This is a genomic window from Paraglaciecola psychrophila 170, from assembly GCF_000347635.1.
In the GTDB taxonomy this organism is placed as follows: Bacteria; Pseudomonadota; Gammaproteobacteria; order Enterobacterales; family Alteromonadaceae; genus Paraglaciecola; species Paraglaciecola psychrophila.
This window is the reverse complement of sequence record NC_020514.1, coordinates 4,562,346-4,581,597: the sequence shown is the minus strand read 5'-3', so window position 1 is coordinate 4,581,597 and position 19,252 is coordinate 4,562,346. Positions and strand designations below refer to the sequence as shown.

Sequence of the window (19,252 nt, the reverse complement as noted above, 5' to 3'; positions counted from 1 at the left end):
AGAATGCTTAATATAAAAAAACAACTGGTACCCCAAAACAATAAAGTCACCGCTTTTTTTCCAATCAATACTAAGGATAGGAAGGATGTTTTTGACTGGGACTGCGTATTAGGGCACTTCATTAAGTATTGCTACAGAAAACAAATTTCGACAGACAATATGAGCGAATTCACAAAGGCATGTAAGGACGCGTTCGAACTAAAGCTAGATGTGCCTGAGTTTTGGAATGAGATTGAAAGTATGTACTTTCAAAACGATGAATTATACAAAATAAGCCCTGAATTGCTTCTATTTAAAGCCCAAAAGGTGCAAGGGAATTCGAGTAATAAGCGACTAGGTGACTTTTTTCTCAATTTACTACAAGACTTTTATTTAAAAGAAAAATCTAAAACAAAGCTTAACTTTATTGAGAATGAAATTGCTGCCACTTTTGAAAAATTCACAATAACAGGAAGTACAGCAGGCACTGTTACTGATAAATCTAAGGAAGCAGCATATTTACCTTTTCTATCAGAACAGTTTGCTAAAGACCTTTCTTTTTTAAATAGCAAACCTAAGTATTTTTTGAACTCGATTACAGACTTTTTAAGACTCTATTCCTTTCTTTATACTGCTCAAATAGCGATTAATTTGGACGCATGGCAACAAGGTGAACCCACACCTAAAAAGTGTTATTTCATCATGGACAATGAGAAAGCTTCAGAAGAAAGAACTTGGGTAAAAGAATATGGATATAGGCAACTAGCACGTAACTTTGAAAAAGTATTTCCCTACTTGGCAATGTCTGAAAGCATTCAAGAGCCTGATACTTTAAAACAGCCGTTGTGGAAAATTTCAGATTCACTCACTGATTCCGAATGTTTGGAGGATCTCAATATTTATACTAAGAATTTTATTGATAATCGCAAATTAAATATTGAATTCCAACCTGCAAACTCCTCGCGGGAAGCTCTTAAGAACTTACTATCGCTGTCGGTACAGCAATTTGGAAAAAGTGAATCCCGCTATGACGTGAATGTTAATTACCGTAAAGCTATTGAAACCGAGCTGTGCGCGCACTTCATTCAAAATAGAGGCCGAGCTGGAAGAGTCTTAGTGTTCAATCAAGATTACGTTTTGCTCCTAACCAACCTAGCAATCGGGATAGATAGAGAACAATTAAGATTCCATGAATTAATATTGGAATTTGAAGCAAGAGGGGTGTTTTTCGACAAGCAAAGTCAAAAAGTGTTAGTTAGCTTTTATGAACGCATAGGAAATGTAGAAAGAATGAGCGACAGTGGAGATGCGGTGTATGTCAGAAAAACAGTTTGAAAATTTCTTAGCCGAAACATTTATAAGATGGGGACAAGGCCATATCCAAGACGGATACAGATACCAATTCCAATCCCCTGATTCTGACAATAGCCAAAAGTTATACAACGCCCTAAATGAGTTGAGCACTTCATTTGTCACGGTTAAAGGCGTAAACATTCCTGTCATAACTACCAGTGCGAAAAGCATTCTAGTTGTGCTACACAATGAAGATAACTCCAAAGGATTCAGTGAAAATTTCATTTCATATATTCGAGATGTAGTGGCTGCGCAGCAAGGCGAAATTAAAAGCTGCGCATTATTGGTTATCCATAATTCATTGTTGGATACATTAATCAACTCAGCTGAAAATATTGCTCAATCTGGTTGGGTATGGCACCCGAATGAAATAATGGAAGCGCTAAAAACACTTATTGACCCATTTGATCCAAGTGAGAAAGTCTCTAAGTGCCTACTCAAACACCGGTTTGAACAAATTATCGAAGATGGTGCAACCATGTTTGGCTTTGAAGAGCTATTCAATGCCATGGTCGATGACGGGGATTTGAGATTTGATGAAATTGGATTGATAAACGACCCTGTCTTGCAAAATTGGGATGGTCCCGAGGGACAAATTAATGCCAGGTTAGAGAAAAATAAACAGCTCTATGAAAAGTTAGACTACATCGCCCACAACTTCCCGACTAATTTAGAAGAAAAACTGGGCGAGCTAGACTTCAGTCCTGCATTTGTAAAAAAACACTTTACCGATGGAGAGCCAGAATCATGGAAAAAGACCCTGGAATTTAGTGAATGTGAGCAAGAAAAACAAAAAAACAAAGATAATCTATTGGAACTGGAGAAAGAAATTGTCTCCGATGGCCTCTTATATTCACGCACAAAAACAGACAGCAAAGCAGGAAAGCGAGATAAGCACTTAATATATTTGTTAGACGAAACCCTGTCTTCTTTTGAAATTGGCTTTAACTTCTTGGGTGGAAAAATAGAAAGAAATCAATGCACTACCAGCAATGTAAGTGGTGGAGAAATAACTATTTCAACGCCAGACAATACTGGAGGAAAACGTAGTCGAGTGCAGGTTAAAGGGCAATATTCAGGTGAAATAATATTCTTCAACTTTAGAGTTAAAAGAGAAAAAACATCCGAAACCCATAATTTTAGAGTGGCAGTCTTACGAAAAGGTGAATTTCTAGAAGATGCCTTTAAATACAGCTACTTGGTTGATCCAAAAAACCAAAAATTGATACTTCAAACAGAAGATAGCACACTGAAAATCGCTGAAGTGGGTAGCGCCTTTGAATTGCAAGAAAACGGGCAGATTATAGAAAACAGTGAGTTTGGTAGTGTCAAATTTGAAAACCTAGCAACTGAATTAGATAATATTGAGTTCATAATAAAGGGCCATTCGACAAAACTTACATTTAGTATCGAAGGTGCAGTTGCCACTGATACATTGCATCTGCCATTGATGCTTGACCAAGCGAAGTTTTCAAAGCTCTACCAAAATGATTATTTTGCAGTATTAAATGTAGCCAAAACGAAAGTCCAACTAGAAAACCAGGAAGTGGCCCCCAAAGGTAAGCGGTTAACACTATTACAGTGGGAGCGAGAATTATTGCTGGATAGATGCTTATATGTAGACAAATATCCTGAAAATAATATTTATATTAAAGACTTAAAAGAGTCATATCCAAACCTAGCTGATGCCTATTTAGAATATTATGAATTCCTGAACGAAAATGGCAGTTTACCTAGCCTCTCTGGTTGGGGGCCAAATTGTAAAGCCTTAGTAGAAAAAGTTGTAGTTGAGTATAACCAAGCGATACGTGAAATTGAATATGACGTTTTATTAAGTAAGCCACAAAAACGATTGGTACATATTGGTTTTGCTACTTTTCGCGATGAGGAATACTTAACTCCGTTCCATCCTCTAATTCTTGCTTATCATTTGTATCTTGTCGAAATGATACAAGATGACCCTGCAGACAGCTTTAAGACATTACCCAAAGTCACGTTAAGCAGGTTAAATGCGCAGGGGCTATTACCCTTTGTTTACAACCCATTAAACGAATTTTCCTATACGCATAGCGAGCCTGACAATTCTATGTGGCTTAAATTGGTTCCCCAGCAAATGGCTAGTTATGACTTTGTAAGGAAACTTGTTAAAGAAAAAACCACTGAATTTCATGATGCATTTAGCAGCTTATTTACTAATGGTCCTCGCTCTAAAATCATTATTAACTCGGTCAACAACGGCTACAACCGTGAACTGCTTTTAGGTCTAATTGACTTTATCAAACTGCACAAAGACAAAGTCTGCCAGATACACGTAAATTTGTATGATGACGAAATTAATTACTGTGAGTTTGATTTGTTTGCTGACACCCATAGTTACGACAAGTTAAAGGAGGCTTACGGACTGGATAAAGGTGCCACCAAAGATATAGCCGATACAATAATTGATTTAATCAGAACTCGCCTGACCTACAGTAAGTTTAAAAACAAAAAGCAAGATGACGGCACATACAGACCGCAAGAATATGCCCACTTAACATTCTTTAAAAACAACAATAAAGTCCAGTCTACTGACGTAAATGTTAATGAAGAATTAAGCGGTATAGTTTCTGATGGACTTTTGGCAGGGGAGGCTTCAACCAACAAAGAAGATAGTTACTTTACATCCTTTGGTCTAAAAGGAATTAATATAAGCAACAAGCTACACCTACAAATTGCTGAGAGGCTTAATGGCCTAATAAAGCCTTCAAGAAAGACTAACGAGCAACATAGTCGTTCTAAGTCTATGGCGCTTGCTGTAAGCGACAAATTCAAACAGTTACTCTCTTGTTCTTACCAAAGTTCAGTTTGGACAACCATTATTGATCCTAAAGTGACTCTAGATTTCTTCGATAATGAAAAAAATGTTGTGCTAATCCATTACTCAGACAATTACACCAATTCTGCTAATTATGACGCCATAACCGTTACTGAAGAGTCTGAACTTTACAAAAAAGTTTTAGAGCAAGACCAAGGTGGCATTATTGAAGAATTTAATGCATTTAATGGCGAATGGTTATTAAAAATGATCACCGCCAACGACAACGACCGCAAAGAGAAGAAAGGGATCATTGGCGCATATAAATTCGTAAACTGCCTACTTCAAAACTCAGATATCACATGGGTGCCTCTATCCGTAGCAGAAATGATCCGTGTCGCCGGCAACATTGGCCTGAAAATGTCAGACAGTGATTTTTCACGAAACATCAATGGCTACAAAAGTGGGCTTATATCTGACGACGTCTTATTCGTTGGCTTTAAAAATGACAGCATGGTTTTACTTCCTCTTGAAGTCAAAACAGGTAAAAAACAGACTCACTCCAAAGGTGTTGCACAAGCAAAAGAATTAAAACGTTATTTAACCGAGGATATATTAGGTAACGACTCGTTAGCTAATCATCTGTATCGAGGATTATTCATTCGCCAAATCTTAATGCAGATAGATAAATATAAGCTTTATCACCTTTATGAGCGGGGGTATTTCGACGAGTTACTAGACCGAAGGGAGTGGTGGCTACAAGGTAATTACAAAATTGAAGGCATCGTTGATTACCCAGATGGTTTCTTAGTATCACATGTAGAAAATGACACCTTCTTTGAGCCCACATTTGAACTTAAAGAAGACATATTAAAAATCCAATTACCGATTAGTTATCTAAACAAGTTTATTAAAACACCGCTCAATGAGTTGTTTAGTGATACACAACCTGAAAAGCTATGTCATGTAGATACAAAGTACGTATTAAACGGTACAGCTAACTTGTGCCCAGTTGAAAACAAAACACAAGAACTGGATGAGGAAGAACCAGATACTTTGCCTATGGCTGCCGAGCCTCCCCCGCAACACTATGAGCACAAGCAAGTTCCCATAATTGATAGTGGTAGTCATGCTGAAGAAAAAACAGCGCTAAAAGTATTAATTGGTCACTCTTCACATGGTGAAGACCCCGTATTTTGGGAGCCAACCAACACCTCCAAATTTATGAATACCAACTCAGGTATTATTGGCACTATGGGCACAGGTAAAACCCAATGTACCAAGTCTGTGATTACTCAACTATATCGTAATCAACATAACAATGTAGATGGCAAACCTATTGGTGTTTTGATATTTGATTACAAATCAGATTATGTTGACGACAAGTTTATTGAAGCCACAAAGGCCAAAAAATTCAAACTATATAAGCTGCCCTATAATCCACTGAGCCTATTTGGCGATACACCAATGTTGCCCATCCATACCGCAGCAGGTTTCTCTGAAACCATGTCAAAAGCTTATGGATTAGGTAAAAAACAGCAGTTGAAACTCGAAAATATTATTTTAGAGGCTTACGACTTGGCTGGCATTAAACCCGAAGATGCTTCGACCTGGAAGCGCCCAGCACCAACTATAGAAAATATATGGGATCTATTTTTAGAGCAGGAAAAGGTAGAAGAAGACTCACTTTATGCCGCCCTTTCAAAACTCGCACGTTTTAAAATATTTGAAACTGATCCTGAAAAAATGATGAGTTTGTATGAGCTTATTGATGGGGTAACCGTGATTGAGTTGGCAGGGTATCCTAGCGAAGTACAAAACCTAATTGTGGCACTAACTCTTGATTTGTTTTATTCACAAATGCAAAAACAAGGTAAACCAGAAGTGCAAGGTGATTTTAGGCAAGTGTCTAAACTAATCCTTGTAGATGAAGCTGATAACTTTATGTCGCAAAACTTCTCTAGCCTTCGCCGAATACTGAAAGAAGGTCGTGAATATGGAGTGGGCGTAATCCTGTCAACACAAGATATCACTCACTTCAAAACTAGCGAGAACGACTACTCCACATACATCCTAAGTTGGATAGTTCACCGCGTTTCACAAATTAAAAATCAAGATATTAAATCCATATTTAATAAAGACGATAAAACAGAACAAGAGCAATTAATGAAATCCATTCGTGGGCTCGAAAAGCATTACAGCCTTTACGTGAATGGCGATAAGAAAATAACTAAGATTAAAGATAAAGCGTTTTGGGAGTTATTAAACGAAAATTTATAATTTGAGAGAGAGACTAAATGATGAGAACAAGGTTCTATTTCCGATTTAGTTTCTTCTAGGAACCTTAAGATAAAAAATATTACTTTAGTGAGACGGCAATGACTATTAAGTTTAAAGAGATAAATGTTGGATTAGGCCAGCTAATGTTAGACCCTAATAACTATCGATTAGACGAAGGGCAGGCGACGAAGACATATACAAACCAAGAAGTAATCAATGCGCAAGATGAGATAGAGACAAAGTTAGTTAAGGAGAATATTTCTGATCTGAAATCATCGATATTAAATAATGGTTTCTTAGAAGTAGATAAAATAGTAGTCAAAGTATTACAAAATTTAGACGATGAAATACCTAAATACTTAGTAATTGAGGGTAATAGGCGTACGTCTGCTTTTAAGTCTTTAATATCCGAAAATTACGAAAGCGGAACTCAACAATTCAAAACTGATTTCCCTAAAGAACTACAAAATAAGTATAAGTCTATAAATGTTATTCTTGTTCAAGGGACTGAAGAAGAAATAAATAATTACTCTCAAAGGTTAATGGGAATAAGGCATGTTTCTGGCCCTAAAAAGTGGGGCGGTTATCAAAGTGCTAAGTTAATTAATGATATGTGGGCTACTTTTAATATTGGAAAGCATCTAAAATATGAGAAAATTGGTAGTTTTTTAGGAATTCGCCCAAAAGAAGTAAAGTTAAGGCATGAAGCATATCTAGCTTTATTGCAAATGAAAAAGAACCCAAATTATTCTAGTCAAGCCTCATCTTCTCTCTATACACTTTTTCATGAAATGGTTTCGTCCAATAAATATTTTAAATACACTTGGCTTGGCTGGAGCGATGAAAAGTTAGAGTTTACAGCCAACAAGCCCTTAGAAAGGGTTTACAAGGGTATTTTGCCAGACGATGAAAAGAAAAAAGAAATCAACAACCCAGCCAAACTAAGACATTTAGCAAAAATCGTAGCAATAAAGGAAGTCAGAGAACAGATTGAGTCAGGAACTTGTTTAAATGATGTCGATTATGATTTCGATGCATCAAAAAGAGTTTCTAAAATTAAAAGTTTTATAACTTTTGTTGTAAAACAGGAGTTGGAAGACTTACCTGAATCAGAATTAAACTTATATAGAACCTTATCCTTGAAACTAAGTGAGCTAATTTCTGGGGAGGATAAGTAATGTTTCAAGATTGGTATATCTCGGCAGCAGTTTATTTAGAAAAAGAACTCAGAAGAAAGAACAAGTGCGATGGAATGGATGTTCTTAATGATTATGTATTAGAAAATAGAGAAGACTTTGCCGAAATAGAATTAGATGATTTAGACGATTTTGTAACTGCTGAATTTGAGCCATTTAAAAAATGGCTTCTTTCACAAAACTTCGACTGGCTAGAAATAAATTCAAATGGGATCTGGGTTTTAAAATCATCAAATAATCAAATTAAGGCAAAATCAACTATTAGCCTCCTCCAAAAATTAAACTTTGATGATCGTGAAAAACGACTGATAGATGAAGATATATATAACCTCAATACAGACCTAATAGATGATTATATAAACTTAATAAAGAAGTTAGCTGGTAATAGTAATAATAAACAGGACATTGTCTTTCGCTGCAAATATAGACTTGCGCTTTGTGCTAAAGATGATGGAAACATACCAAGTGACACGAAGATTTATTATTGGATCGAAGCAGCTGAGGCAGCCAAAGTAATTAGTAACACTCTGATTTCAAGTGAGTGCTTTATGAATGCTGCTCAAATACAACAAAAAGAGAATTACCATAGGGAATCAGCAAAAAATTATGAGTTTGCATTAGAATTACAGAATGATAAAACTGAAAAAATTCAACTTGCGAGGTATGCAAGAGTTCAATACGAAATAATCGGCGATCATCAATCTGCATCGAAAATGTTTGTATTAGAAAAAGATATAGAAAAAATCACCGAAGAAAATCAAGCCATAAAATTTATTTTATGGCTACATAGGAAGACTTCGCTATATGGGGAAAAGCCAAGTTCAGTAATAAAGTTTGCTGCAATACTATTAGCAATCGCTACACTCTTAGTTTTTTTTAATGGGACTGACAAGTTTTGTTCTGCAATTGAGTTGTTTGATTCTTCAGCAGAAAATAGATTTGAGAGTTTAATTAATAATCTTGGAAATAGTATTTATTTCTCATTTGTAACATTTACTACACTCGGATATGGAGAAATTACTCCAGTTGGTTTTTTAGGAAAACTAATTTCGATTTGCTTATCTGTCTCAGGTTTACTTCTAACTACCCTATTTATGGTTACGTTTGTTAGAAAGTATTCAAGGCCTTAAAAATAAGTAGTGGGTGAATTTATACTAAACTTACCCACTACTTAACATTGTAAGTAAATTTATGAAGGCTCTTAACGTTCCTGAGCGATGAAATGCCATGCTCAACATGGCTTGCCCAAGCAGTTTGTAACCCCTTCCCTTCAAGTTCTGGATACTTTTGCTTTAGCAACAACTCAGTGACTAATTGAGTTTTACCCAGCCAAGTAAATTTATCTAATACAAGGCTACCATCGAGCTTGTAAGCAATTTCAGGTTGATAAGTATAGTCTGATTCAATTGAACGAAAAAATGCGATACGAGCTGATACGTTGGGCGTAATGCCGGTACTTCCTTTGAGTTTTTTTAACTGCTCTTCAACGGTTTTACTTAACTGCATACGGTTAGGTAACATTACACGACCTCCTTGTATTTTACTTCTGGAGTGGCTTTCCAAAAGTAGCCTTCTTTTAGGGTTGAGCATTTGGTTTGTTGATCAAATTCAATTTCAAAGGCGTGAGATACTTCATGAGCCAAAGCACTAAAGAAGTCTTCATCTACTTCAGTGTCGGTTGATAACAAAATAACTTGCTCACCGGCTTCTGGGAAATAGTGTTGAACCAGCTTATCGCGATGTTTAGAATCTAATCGTCCTAATGGCGTATCTACCACCACAGGTAATACTTTACCTGACAATTTACCTAAGGCCTCTAGAATGGCGAAGGCGAATATTTGTTTTTCGCCAGCTGACATCGATTTACGGTTAATCGCTAAACCTTCAGAGTCAACCAAGGTGACATCGAATGTCGCGGGGTCAATTTTAGCTGAGAGTTTTAGATCTTCTTTACGTGCTAACTTACGGTAAGACTGAGCAAATAGCTCTTCAAGCTGGCTAACACGCATATGGGTGAGCTTGGTTGAAAATTCATTTAACACCTTAGTGGTGGCATCTACTCGCTCTACCGCTGTCGATATTGATGCATCGGTTTTTTGATTGGTGTACAGCTTTTCAAGTTTTTTAGCTAATTCTAGCGCTTTAGTGATGTGGCTTTTGGCATTAACTAAATGATGGCCATAAGAAGTTTTAAGTTTGTGCTTTTGCGCATCTAAAGCGCGAAGGTTTGCGTACAGTGCTGTTAATTCTTCTTCATCGGGGGCCCTCTGAATATTAACCGATACTGACTCTAACGCTTGCTGTGTTTCAACTAACTCTTCAGTTAATTCATTGCAGTGAGACTTTGCTGTTGAGGCATCTTGCATCAGCCCCTGAATTAAATTGAAATCTGTAAGTGAGATATCTAATTTAATTTCTTGAGTTGTGGGCTCGCTGACTGATTGAAAGTATTGATTAATAGTCGCCATTAAGTCATCTGCACTATCTTTAAACTGTGAAGTGATAACTTGCTCTAATCCTGATAAATTCTCGTTCAGTTTGTGTGAAAAAGCTTGTGAGTTTTTTACTTCCTGCTCTTTTGATAATGACTTGATTAGCGACGCCATAGCATTAGGTGCCAAAGATAAAGGAAACGCACCATCAAGCTCATTCAGTAATTTACTTTCTAATATTGCTTTTTGTTTTATCAGCTCATCCGCTTGATCTTTTTCAGCGTTTTTGGTTTTTGCCCAAGCACCGCCGCGATCTTGGATTTTTTGCTCGGCTTCACGTACCTGTATCTCTAATTCGCTTAACTGTCGTTTTAGTTTGTCTTCAGATTCTCGTTCTTGGTTAGCCAACAACAAACATTCATTTTTTTCGTGTTCTAGCTGCTCAATCAATTTAGTCGTTTTGGTATCAGCGGATTTTTGACTTATTTGTTTAATATAAATATCTAAGTCATCTGAAAGGCGGTTAATGACATCAATACCTAATAACTTTTGCACTGCTTCTTTTAGGTATGAGCCCGTATCGTCTTCGGCTAATTCGGCAATTTTCTCTCCATCAAAAAAGAACAAATCACCAATGCCTGGTGGTACGAGTTCATGTAAAAAACTTTGTACTTGGTCGCTAGATAGCGAGTCTTCGCATACATCATTTTTGTATAACACTAAGGACTCATCAGTATTAACTGACCAGCTTCTTACTACTGTGTAGGTGCTGTGCTGGCCTTGATGGGTATGGGTAAAAGCTAAACTGACTTTGGCAACAGGTGCACTATGCTCTTTTGCTGCTTTATTGTTAACTTGCTGAGCAAGATAGTCGTTAAAGTCTTTTTTAGTTACCGTATTACCAATGGCCTTTTTGCCCAACAGCGCTAAGCGAATAGCACTTAAGATTGAAGTTTTGCCCGCGCCGTTTAAGCCACCAAATAAAATCACGGGTTTAGATATTAAACCATCTCGTTTTGGCGCTAATTCAATAGTATGAAGGCCATTAAATACTCGGAAGTTTTCTAAAGAAAGTGTTTTAAAAATCATAACAAGTCTTCCTTTTCAATCAACTTGTTAAGTTGCTCTAATTCCTCGGAAATAGAAATAACCTCTTTTGACTGGCGCATTTGGTTTTGTCGGCTTTCTAAGTTTTTCTCTATAATTACTTCTGGTGACTCCCAGTCTTGTTGCACTAGTCGGCCAATTTTGTTGAAGATGCCGGTGCGACGGGACAAGCCACTCATTGAGGTTTCTAGATCGATAAGCTTTTTAATCATTTGTGGCGCAACGGCATACCTAGGTGATATATCGTTTAGTAGCTTTGCTTCTTCATGACTAAATTGATTGGTGTCATCAATACTCCAATCCAAATCAAAACCAAATATGTCGTGAAATATTTTTGGAAGCGAGTCTTCCCAATCTGGCTCATTTGGATCATTCAGCCATTGGTGTCGTATTGCGTGAAGTTCTGGGACTGTCACTAATTCAGTTTCTTTACTGACTTCGCTTATTTGTTTTTGTGTTTCGAGTAACTCTTTTAAAAATTGCTGTCTAAAACTCAACAAATACGGGCCATAAGTGTAGCCCTCAGTCATTTCTTTTTTGCCATCAACTGTCAGAGTTTTAAACGCCATTCTGCCGTCTCGGCGAATATGGCTGCGGTATTTACCTTTGTCTTCAATGACTGTGGTTTCGGCTAACTTGTTACGTAAATTCAGTAATGGTTTCATCCATTCTTCACCATTTTGCACCAGGCTTTCCATTGCTCGGTCTTTGGTAACAACTGTGCAAGTCCAACAGCCAAAACGAGAGTTACCACAAGAGGGCGTGGTTTCGTCAATAACCATTGGACATTCGCCTTGGCCAGAGGAGTCTTTGTATAAATTCCAAAGGATTAGATTTTTACCACCCCAAGGGTTTTCCCACTCGAGATCGTATTTATCAAACCACTTGTTGCGAATACCGTGAGGCGTGTTTTCACTTTTTAGATGGCATAAACGTAGAATTTTCCAAACATCGTCAACATGCCAATTATCAATTGGTGTGTAAATAAAAGCATTTGATAACGTTGTATGTTTGGCTAATACGGTGCCATCAATTTTATGCTTTGCAATAACTTGAGCACGTGATGCACTTTCTTGTGAACGAGAGCCCAGCACAACGATGACTTCATCATATTGGCTAACTTTATCTTTGATAAAGGTACTAACGGGGTCTATTTTCATCCGCTCAGTACACCACCTAAAGCTTCTTGTTGGTGCAGGGTATCCTTTACCTAATAAATTCACCCAAAAGGTCTCAGTTGTTTTAGGCACAACTTTGTGAGAGGTGATAGGCAATTTATCTCGCTTAGCGCCGCGCTCTATCGCCTCTAGAGAATTATTAACGTGATTTACCACTATGGGGGTTTCTACCAAAGTATCTGACGCCACTACGAATACTGGCTTGTGGCGATCTTTAGGTTTTAAACCTAATAATGCTAAATATACCAACGCCATAGTAGCCGAGGAATCTTTCCCGCCGCTATATCCAATAACCCAAGGGCGGCTATCAGCTAAATAAACTCGCTGGGTGTCAGCAATATAATCGCTGAGATAGCGCCCTGCAAACTCTTCATTTTCAATAAAATCAACGTAGTCTTCATCAATATCGTATTTGTTTAAATAAAATCATGAGTTAAGTAATTCTTCTTCTTTTTTTAGGTCTTCTTCGGAGATGGGCATAGCTATTTGCCTTTTAATTTCGATAGCGGTTAAAAATATATTTGAATTGGCTTTTGATAAGCGGCCGTGTTGCATCGCACGGTTTGACCAATTAGAGTTAGATTTAAGCCAACTTATATCTTTTAGCGCTTCAAACTTCTCATGTTGTTTATTCTTTTTTAAACAAGATATTTCTTTGCCTACTATTGCCAGTGCTTGTAAGCCAATACCATGGGCCGTTATATATTCTTGTCTAAATTCTGCTGCTGATAGGGTTTTGGCTTGCACTTGCTGCCACTCAACCATGTGGTTATTTAGAGTATTCCAAAAATCGACTGCTTTTTTTGTTCTTCTTCATTAAACCCATCTTTTGGGCCTTTACCAAATAGGGCTCGTGTCGCTTGCTTAATGCCACTAAGGGTGAATAATTTGCTGCTTCTTACCGAAATGGTCGAGCGCTCGAACTCCGTAAAGCCAACAAATGGTTTGGCATTCATTGATAAATATCTGGCTAACTCAGAGGCCTGATCTCTGTGGTCGTATAGTGTGCCTAATGATGAACTAGGTCTAACTGCATATTTATTGAGATCGGCAAACATTTGTTGGCTGCGTTTAAGCCCTTCGTCAACAAAGAATAAAACAGCGATATTATCCTGGCCTAGCTCGGGGTTTTCTTTGATGGCTTCTTCGATCGCCGCACGGCGATGTTGACCATCATTGATCAACAATTGAGCATCCATTGGCACTCTCAATGTCCCAAGATTATTCATACTGTCTGCTTCTATAAACTCAACTTCAGAAGCAACTGATGCTGTTAGAGCTGAAAAAACGTAACCCTTCGGTGAGTCAAGTAAATAGCGGGTCATCTCTGGTATACGGCTTTTGTTTAAAGTACGTTGTGCACGCAATTCAGCAGGGACTTCTTCTTCATTATACATAAAGATTTTTGGGATGATACGTAACGGGCATGTTGCAATATAGAAAGGTTTACCAGCTTGTATCGCTCTTATTGCGGGGAAGGAATAGCAGTAGTTGCTATCAAACTTATCCATCAGTGAATTACCTTTAGTTACGTATTAGTACGTAATAATATCACGTACAAAAACAATTCTGAATAGTAAACTATGATTTTGGTGATTATTTTAAGTGAGAATATCTAAACTCAAATATTATTAGATAAAGAATTTTTAAACTTTAGTCTGGATAACATAAATTATTTAAATCCATAAATGCCAGCTTTTTTGCTATTTCACAAGTTACATCAATGAGGGGTAAACAATATTGACCTCCCGTAATACGATACTCAAAACGTTTGTCTGCATAATCGTAACTTAGTAATTCAATTACTCCTTTTTCTACATTATTTATTGCAATTTCTTTCTCAATTCCTTTGTTAAGAGATTCATTCAACAATGTCACTAAATTATGGCCATACTTCTTTTTCCTAAGTTCTTTAATTGGTAAGCCACGATGAAGTAGGAATGCCTTCAAGGACAACTCAATTGAGCGGCCTAGAAGAAAATACGCAGGTAGAAATACTCCATGAGTTTTGTTCAAGACTAATTCTGCAGATAATAGAAATTCCTGTGAACTTTCTAAAAAACCAATACATGTTTCACCTTTTATACCCATGGTTCAGAACTCTTAATTTGTATTACGAAATATAATTGCTAGGTTAATGAAAAACTCACATGATTTAATGTCGATTTAAGTTAATTAATTATCATAAATTCTATAACCCTTAATATCTTTTCTAATTGAAAACAATTGCAAATTAAATTCTATGACTGACATATGCTGCTCTCCTGAAGCACTGACCACACCTAGACTCATTAGTTTTTCATCTAACCTTTTTTGCTCCACGTAATGATTATCCGACTCAGCCATTAACTCATGTTTGTTCAACAAGGGCGGTCTGTTGGCTTCGTTGATGTAATCAAAATAATCAATATCTTGATCAGCCAGCTTTACTTTCACTCGCTCTTTCATCCTCGGGATTGAATTGTTGACGAAGTCGTCATACACCATAAATGTCACTTTGCCTGAAGTAACATGAATTTTGATGACGTCTGCCTCACTCCAGTCACCGTAAATCATTGCCGCTGCGCCAATGTATACTCTCAATATAATTGGCAGTTCATTGATGTATCGTGTTTGAATTAAAAGTGAATGACCAAGATTGTGAATAGATGGTATATATTGCGCCGCATGCTCAACTGCGCTTTGCAGCAAGTCATAGTCCGCAATTTTAAATAGCCACTCTTTCGCTTCTTCTTGACCTGCATTGACTGAAGGAAACAAGGCTTTTATATCCCTCTTTTTATTCACTGGCATGCTTTTATAAGATTTTCTTTTTGAGAAAAGTCCTAGGGCGAAATAAACTAAGTAATCTTCTTTTCTGGCCATTTTTGCTTGTTCGAATTGCGCTTTTTTCTCATCATCCATTAGTAGGTTAAATAGTTTCTTAGCACTGCCAAATGTCTCAACTATTAGGCCAGATTGAGTAAATTCATCAAAGGCAGGAATTCGACCAAGTTCTAGCACTATGTTCCAAAACGCCTCAACAAGCTCGCGGTGTTGGTCTAATAAAACTCTTAACTTTTCTGATTTAGTTGGGGTCTTATTGAAGGATTGCCAATGGAGTTTCCTTTTCAATTTTGATGATAGGTACGTTTGTTCTTTCAGTTCATCTTTGAAAACAATAAAAATACCAGGTCCAACCGATATAGCATTTTTTTCGAGCGTGTCTTCAATGAACAGTTGTAATTCAGATTGAAAGTAATATTTCTGAAAAGTGTTGCGAGAAGTGATCACGCCATCTTTATATTGCGTCATTTGCGCAAGTTTTGATTCACTGATCAACATACACGAAACAATGAGTAAGCGATCTGCAAGCTCAAATGCATGGTGTAGTGCCTCAATTCTTTCAGGCACATCTTCAATAACATTAAGCACAAAACCTAGATTAACGATATCGGCATTGGCCAATTCAGCATCCGGTCTGAAGTTAGGATCCCAACCAGCTGCATCAATACCGTTTGCGTGTAATTCAGCTAAGTCGTCGCCAAGTCCGCAGCCATAATCAAAAACACTGTAGTCGCCACTCAAATAGCCTTTGTTAAATAAAAACTTCATTGGACTGCTTAAGCCGTGACGGACTATGGCCGTTTTATGTCTATCAATTTTCTTTTCTGTAAAATCGAAAACGGCGCTCGCACGAAAGAGTCTGCCATCAACAAGTTCACAACCCGCTTTAATGATGGTTGCCTCCCATCCCAGCTTAAAACCTATTGCTCTGGTATTTTCATACAATCCGGCCAGCTCACCCTCTTGTGTAATTAATGTGAATTCGTCGAAATGGGGGTAATCTTTTGTCACCATCAACTCTTTTCGATGCAAAATAGGGGGATTGTCAGATTTTGAATAGTCATTGATGCGATGGTGCTTTTTAGATAAATCGATAAACAAACTGGTTTTCAACTCTGGGTAGGCTGCGTTATCAAAATCAGGATAAGCAAGCAGTGAAAACTGAAAAGACTGTTTTGAAAATTTAGCTATATCCCATTTAAATGATGATTGTTTAAGGGCTGATTGTATGCGGTTTATAAATTCCAGTAGCTTGGTACTTTGCAATATCGAATGATGAACATAAATAGCCTGCGGTGTTGATTTTCCTGCTGGGAGTGCATTAATCAACTGATTGAAGCTATTCTCATCCATTACTTATCCTTCCCACAAATTTGAAAATGGGACGTTGTTGCCGTTTCGTTTAGGCACTCTTTTACCTGTCTTTGAGGTGCCCATTATTTGAATAAACTTAGAATTATCGGGGCCCACACTAATATGTATAGGTCTATCTGGCCCATAGAAATAGAGACGGTCGTATTTTAGGTTTATTGATATCCAGTTGGCCACATGATCCATTTTGGTTTTGTATTCTGGTACCTCAATGTCGCAGGCAACTCCAAGCCTGCCGCAATGGGGTTTGCCTTTAGCGTTATTTTCGTGGGCAGCATGTTGGTCAAGGTTAGGTGCTATTCCTTTGGGGTTAAACTTTTTGATCTCTTTTAATAGTTGAGGTGAAGTAAAACCATAGGTTATTTTGACCTCACCAAATTGTTTCTCTAGGGGGTGTAATATATGAGCAGTCCATATCGAAATAGAGTCTAGACTAGCTATGGATGGTTCGTTTGACTCTATTTGAGGGTATTTATCTTTGTACCAATCAATAACTTTGCAGCTGTAAACGTCATCTCGGGGATCATTCATTATTTTGTGTTGAACTGGTTTTAATTAAATAAAAGTATGCGTTACCTCGTTTCTCAAATATTAATTTACCAGCCTCTCGCCTATGCATAAGCTCACAACCTTTAATTTTTAACTGTTTTTTGTGCCGCCGTACTATTTAGCCACCTTTCTGGTATTTGATCCGTCATTAGGGCCTAACTCCCATTATGCTTATTGACAATAAAAAACAAATTTTGCGTTTTGTTTAGTCGGTGGTTTATAAGTCGTTTTCGTCCATACTACCAATAATTCAAAATAACGAAATAATTTTTCGTCTCAGTCATTATTCACATATTTATATAAACCAATGGAGTGTGTATGACCATATTTATCGGGGTTTTGCTTCTGATTTTTTTGTTGGGCTATCTAGCTCAAACAACGGGGCTTTGTATGGTTAGAGGTGTCACCGAATGGAAAAATGGTGATCCTGGTTTTCTTATTGCCATCTTGGCTAGTGGTGTGTTGGCTTGGGTTGCTGTTGTTACTGGGTACTATCTTGATTTGCCTTTACAATTTAGAGTTTACGAACCCAGTGTTTTGTTTGGAATAGGCGGGGTATTGTTTGGTATCGGCGCTGCTTTTAATCAAGGGTGTGGTGTTTCAACTCTTAGCAAGCTCTCTCGAGGAGATCTAAGTATGACAGCGACAATTTTTGGTTGGCTCACCGGTTGGATTATATTGGCAACTTGGCGTCCAGAAATTTCTGTTAGTCCTCTGCCTTTGCCAACTAACGTTACTTATGGAGTCCTAATTTTTCTTTCTTTGTTGATAGGTATTTGGGCATTCATTGGCGATAGGAAAAGAAAGCAACTTTGGTTTGGTATGATGGGTATTGGCTTGCTCGCGGGGTTTATTTTTCTTTATCAACCGAAATGGACCCCGAGTGGATTACTCCAGGATCTTAGCCAAGCAATTTTAGAAAAAAATGACACGCTTTGGCCAAATATAGAAAGATATTTTTTATTCGCGGGTCTCTTGATAGGGATGTTTGTTGCCGCATGGCGCACCAAACGTTTTGAATTGGTTACTCCTAAACTTGCTCGATGGATGACGCACCTTCTGGCAGGTACTTTAATGGGAATCGGCGCATCGCTCGCAATGGGAGGCAACGACTCTCAATTATTACTGGCTCTACCAACTTTTTCTCTAGCGGGAATACTAGCAGTAGCTGGCATTGTCGTAGGGCTATTTATTGGGCTTGATATTAGGAAACGAATTATCGCTAATTAGTATACTTACTAGGGCTTTGTATATGCTGACATTCATAATCAACTAAGCTCAGGCTTATCTATAGGCTTTTTCCAGAGCAGCGGATGTTTTCCAAGGCCCGAGTACCTTAGGGCTTAAACGCTTGAATGTTTCCCCATCCTTCGCAATCATCTTAAGGTCACCAAACCCGTCTGACTCGGTATAGACCTGGATTATTTTTCGGGCAATTTGTTGGTTCAGTTTACTACCCGGACTAAAGTGCTGCATGCTATGGGGGCTCAATTTATCGGCTAACCCATCAAGGAGTTCGTCTTTGGTAAAAGTTGAATGCTTGGGCAAAAATTCCAACGCAAAGTAATGCCAAGCCTCAGCACGTTCAGGGTCGGTCACCAGCTCGTGATACAAGAACCACTTGGTAGTATCAGATTCTAAAGTGGGATCATTATCAAACACCATCTTACCCATTTCAGTCAAAACCAGTGGAAGTCCCATTTCAGCTAATCCAGTTTTGTGTAGCCAGCTTCTATAAATGGCAGCAAATGGAGCGCCATATTTGAATGGCTTTGCCAGCTCCTTGTCCTTGAACTTAGGCTCCTTGAGCGCGTGATTAACTAATTCAGCCATTCTAGGACGATCCAATGCAAAATTTCCGTGAAATAGAACTGTCATGTGCATGCCTTTGATGTAGCTGAATTAATAATGTGAAGTATGAATAGCATAAGCTCACATATTACGAAAGTCTATCTCCCTCATTTGGAGTCCAGAAGCTTTGAGAGAAGACACATAGTTGACTTTTAGTAGTGTTATTACCACGGAAAACTGTCAGTCTAATTAACGAGCGACTTTGTCGTAATTAGCATATCCGCCATTCTCCAAAAATATCAATTTAAAATTACGTATGAGATCAGCAAAAGACGTAAATAAACTACAAAAATGCAACGGATATTCCATCGCACACATGAGACAACAAATCTTGGG

12 protein-coding genes and 1 pseudogene are annotated in these 19,252 nt (G+C 37.7%); 5 read left to right on the top strand and 8 right to left on the bottom strand.

All coding sequences use genetic code 11. From position 1 onward, the window contains the following. Positions 1-3 precede the first annotated feature (3 nt). The 4 genes from dptG (at position 4) to C427_RS20020 (ending at position 8,732) form a co-directional block, all read left to right on the top strand. The gene (dptG, locus tag C427_RS20035; RefSeq protein ID WP_007642414.1) at positions 4-1,314 is read left to right on the top strand and encodes a DNA phosphorothioation-dependent restriction protein DptG; all 1,311 of its coding nucleotides are present in this window, start codon (positions 4-6) and stop codon (positions 1,312-1,314) included. Then, positions 1,295-6,406, top strand: coding sequence for a DNA phosphorothioation-dependent restriction protein DptH (gene dptH / locus C427_RS20030; protein WP_007642413.1), 5,112 nt, complete (start codon positions 1,295-1,297; stop codon positions 6,404-6,406). The genes dptG and dptH overlap by 20 nt, the downstream gene beginning before the upstream one ends. A 98-nt stretch (positions 6,407-6,504) precedes the next feature. Further along, on the top strand, positions 6,505-7,584 hold the full coding sequence (locus tag C427_RS20025; RefSeq protein WP_226991267.1) for a hypothetical protein: 1,080 nt from the start codon (positions 6,505-6,507) through the stop codon (positions 7,582-7,584). After that, positions 7,584-8,732, top strand: a complete 1,149-nt coding sequence (locus C427_RS20020; RefSeq protein ID WP_007642411.1) for a potassium channel family protein — start codon at positions 7,584-7,586, stop codon at positions 8,730-8,732. Before C427_RS20025 ends, C427_RS20020 begins: the two co-directional genes overlap by 1 nt. A 37-nt stretch (positions 8,733-8,769) precedes the next feature. Here C427_RS20020 and dndE read toward each other — a convergent pair whose 3' ends face one another. The 7 genes and pseudogenes from dndE to C427_RS19985 form a co-directional block, all read right to left on the bottom strand. Beyond that, positions 8,770-9,123 carry a DNA sulfur modification protein DndE gene (gene dndE, locus C427_RS20015; protein ID WP_007642410.1) on the bottom strand — a complete coding sequence of 118 codons (354 nt, stop codon included), beginning with the start codon at positions 9,121-9,123 and terminating at the stop codon, positions 8,770-8,772. Continuing rightward, positions 9,123-11,123 (bottom strand): DNA sulfur modification protein DndD, encoded by a 2,001-nt coding sequence (dndD, locus tag C427_RS20010; RefSeq protein WP_007642408.1) that lies wholly within the window; start codon positions 11,121-11,123, stop codon positions 9,123-9,125. Before dndD ends, dndE begins: the two co-directional genes overlap by 1 nt. Then, the gene (gene dndC, locus C427_RS20005) at positions 11,120-12,700 is read right to left on the bottom strand and encodes a DNA phosphorothioation system sulfurtransferase DndC (RefSeq protein ID WP_236613791.1); all 1,581 of its coding nucleotides are present in this window, start codon (positions 12,698-12,700) and stop codon (positions 11,120-11,122) included. The genes dndD and dndC overlap by 4 nt, the downstream gene beginning before the upstream one ends. A 45-nt stretch (positions 12,701-12,745) precedes the next feature. Beyond that, positions 12,746-13,830: pseudogene (gene dndB, locus C427_RS20000) on the bottom strand (DNA sulfur modification protein DndB). 142 nt (positions 13,831-13,972) lie between these two features. Beyond that, complete coding sequence (locus C427_RS19995; RefSeq protein WP_007642401.1) at positions 13,973-14,410, bottom strand: HEPN domain-containing protein; 438 nt, start codon at positions 14,408-14,410, stop codon at positions 13,973-13,975. Between the two features lie 84 nt (positions 14,411-14,494). Further along, positions 14,495-16,498 (bottom strand): DNA phosphorothioation-associated putative methyltransferase, encoded by a 2,004-nt coding sequence (locus tag C427_RS19990; protein ID WP_007642400.1) that lies wholly within the window; start codon positions 16,496-16,498, stop codon positions 14,495-14,497. 3 nt (positions 16,499-16,501) lie between these two features. Continuing rightward, complete coding sequence (locus tag C427_RS19985; protein WP_007642398.1) at positions 16,502-17,047, bottom strand: hypothetical protein; 546 nt, start codon at positions 17,045-17,047, stop codon at positions 16,502-16,504. A gap of 336 nt (positions 17,048-17,383) precedes the next feature. Here C427_RS19985 and C427_RS19980 point away from each other — a divergent pair, with 336 nt between their 5' ends. After that, positions 17,384-18,295 (top strand): YeeE/YedE thiosulfate transporter family protein, encoded by a 912-nt coding sequence (locus C427_RS19980; protein WP_007642395.1) that lies wholly within the window; start codon positions 17,384-17,386, stop codon positions 18,293-18,295. Positions 18,296-18,349: 54 nt separating this feature from the next. On the opposite strand, the gene C427_RS19975 is transcribed toward C427_RS19980, so the two are convergent. Then, positions 18,350-18,943 (bottom strand): DUF4007 family protein, encoded by a 594-nt coding sequence (locus C427_RS19975; RefSeq protein ID WP_236613716.1) that lies wholly within the window; start codon positions 18,941-18,943, stop codon positions 18,350-18,352. Between the last annotated feature and the right edge of the window lie 309 nt (positions 18,944-19,252).

Bases quoted from the DNA above. Each gene is read 5' to 3' on its own strand.
- dptG (WP_007642414.1), top strand. From the start codon at position 4: ATGCTTAATATAAAAAAACAACTGGTACCCCAAAACAATAAAGTCACC.
- dptH (WP_007642413.1), top strand. From the start codon at position 1,295: ATGTCAGAAAAACAGTTTGAAAATTTCTTAGCCGAAACATTTATAAGA.
- C427_RS20025 (WP_226991267.1), top strand. From the start codon at position 6,505: ATGACTATTAAGTTTAAAGAGATAAATGTTGGATTAGGCCAGCTAATG.
- C427_RS20020 (WP_007642411.1), top strand. From the start codon at position 7,584: ATGTTTCAAGATTGGTATATCTCGGCAGCAGTTTATTTAGAAAAAGAA.
- dndE (WP_007642410.1), bottom strand. From the start codon at position 9,123: ATGTTACCTAACCGTATGCAGTTAAGTAAAACCGTTGAAGAGCAGTTA.
- dndD (WP_007642408.1), bottom strand. From the start codon at position 11,123: ATGATTTTTAAAACACTTTCTTTAGAAAACTTCCGAGTATTTAATGGC.
- C427_RS19995 (WP_007642401.1), bottom strand. From the start codon at position 14,410: ATGGGTATAAAAGGTGAAACATGTATTGGTTTTTTAGAAAGTTCACAG.
- C427_RS19990 (WP_007642400.1), bottom strand. From the start codon at position 16,498: ATGGATGAGAATAGCTTCAATCAGTTGATTAATGCACTCCCAGCAGGA.
- C427_RS19985 (WP_007642398.1), bottom strand. From the start codon at position 17,047: ATGAATGATCCCCGAGATGACGTTTACAGCTGCAAAGTTATTGATTGG.
- C427_RS19980 (WP_007642395.1), top strand. From the start codon at position 17,384: ATGACCATATTTATCGGGGTTTTGCTTCTGATTTTTTTGTTGGGCTAT.
- C427_RS19975 (WP_236613716.1), bottom strand. From the start codon at position 18,943: ATGACAGTTCTATTTCACGGAAATTTTGCATTGGATCGTCCTAGAATG.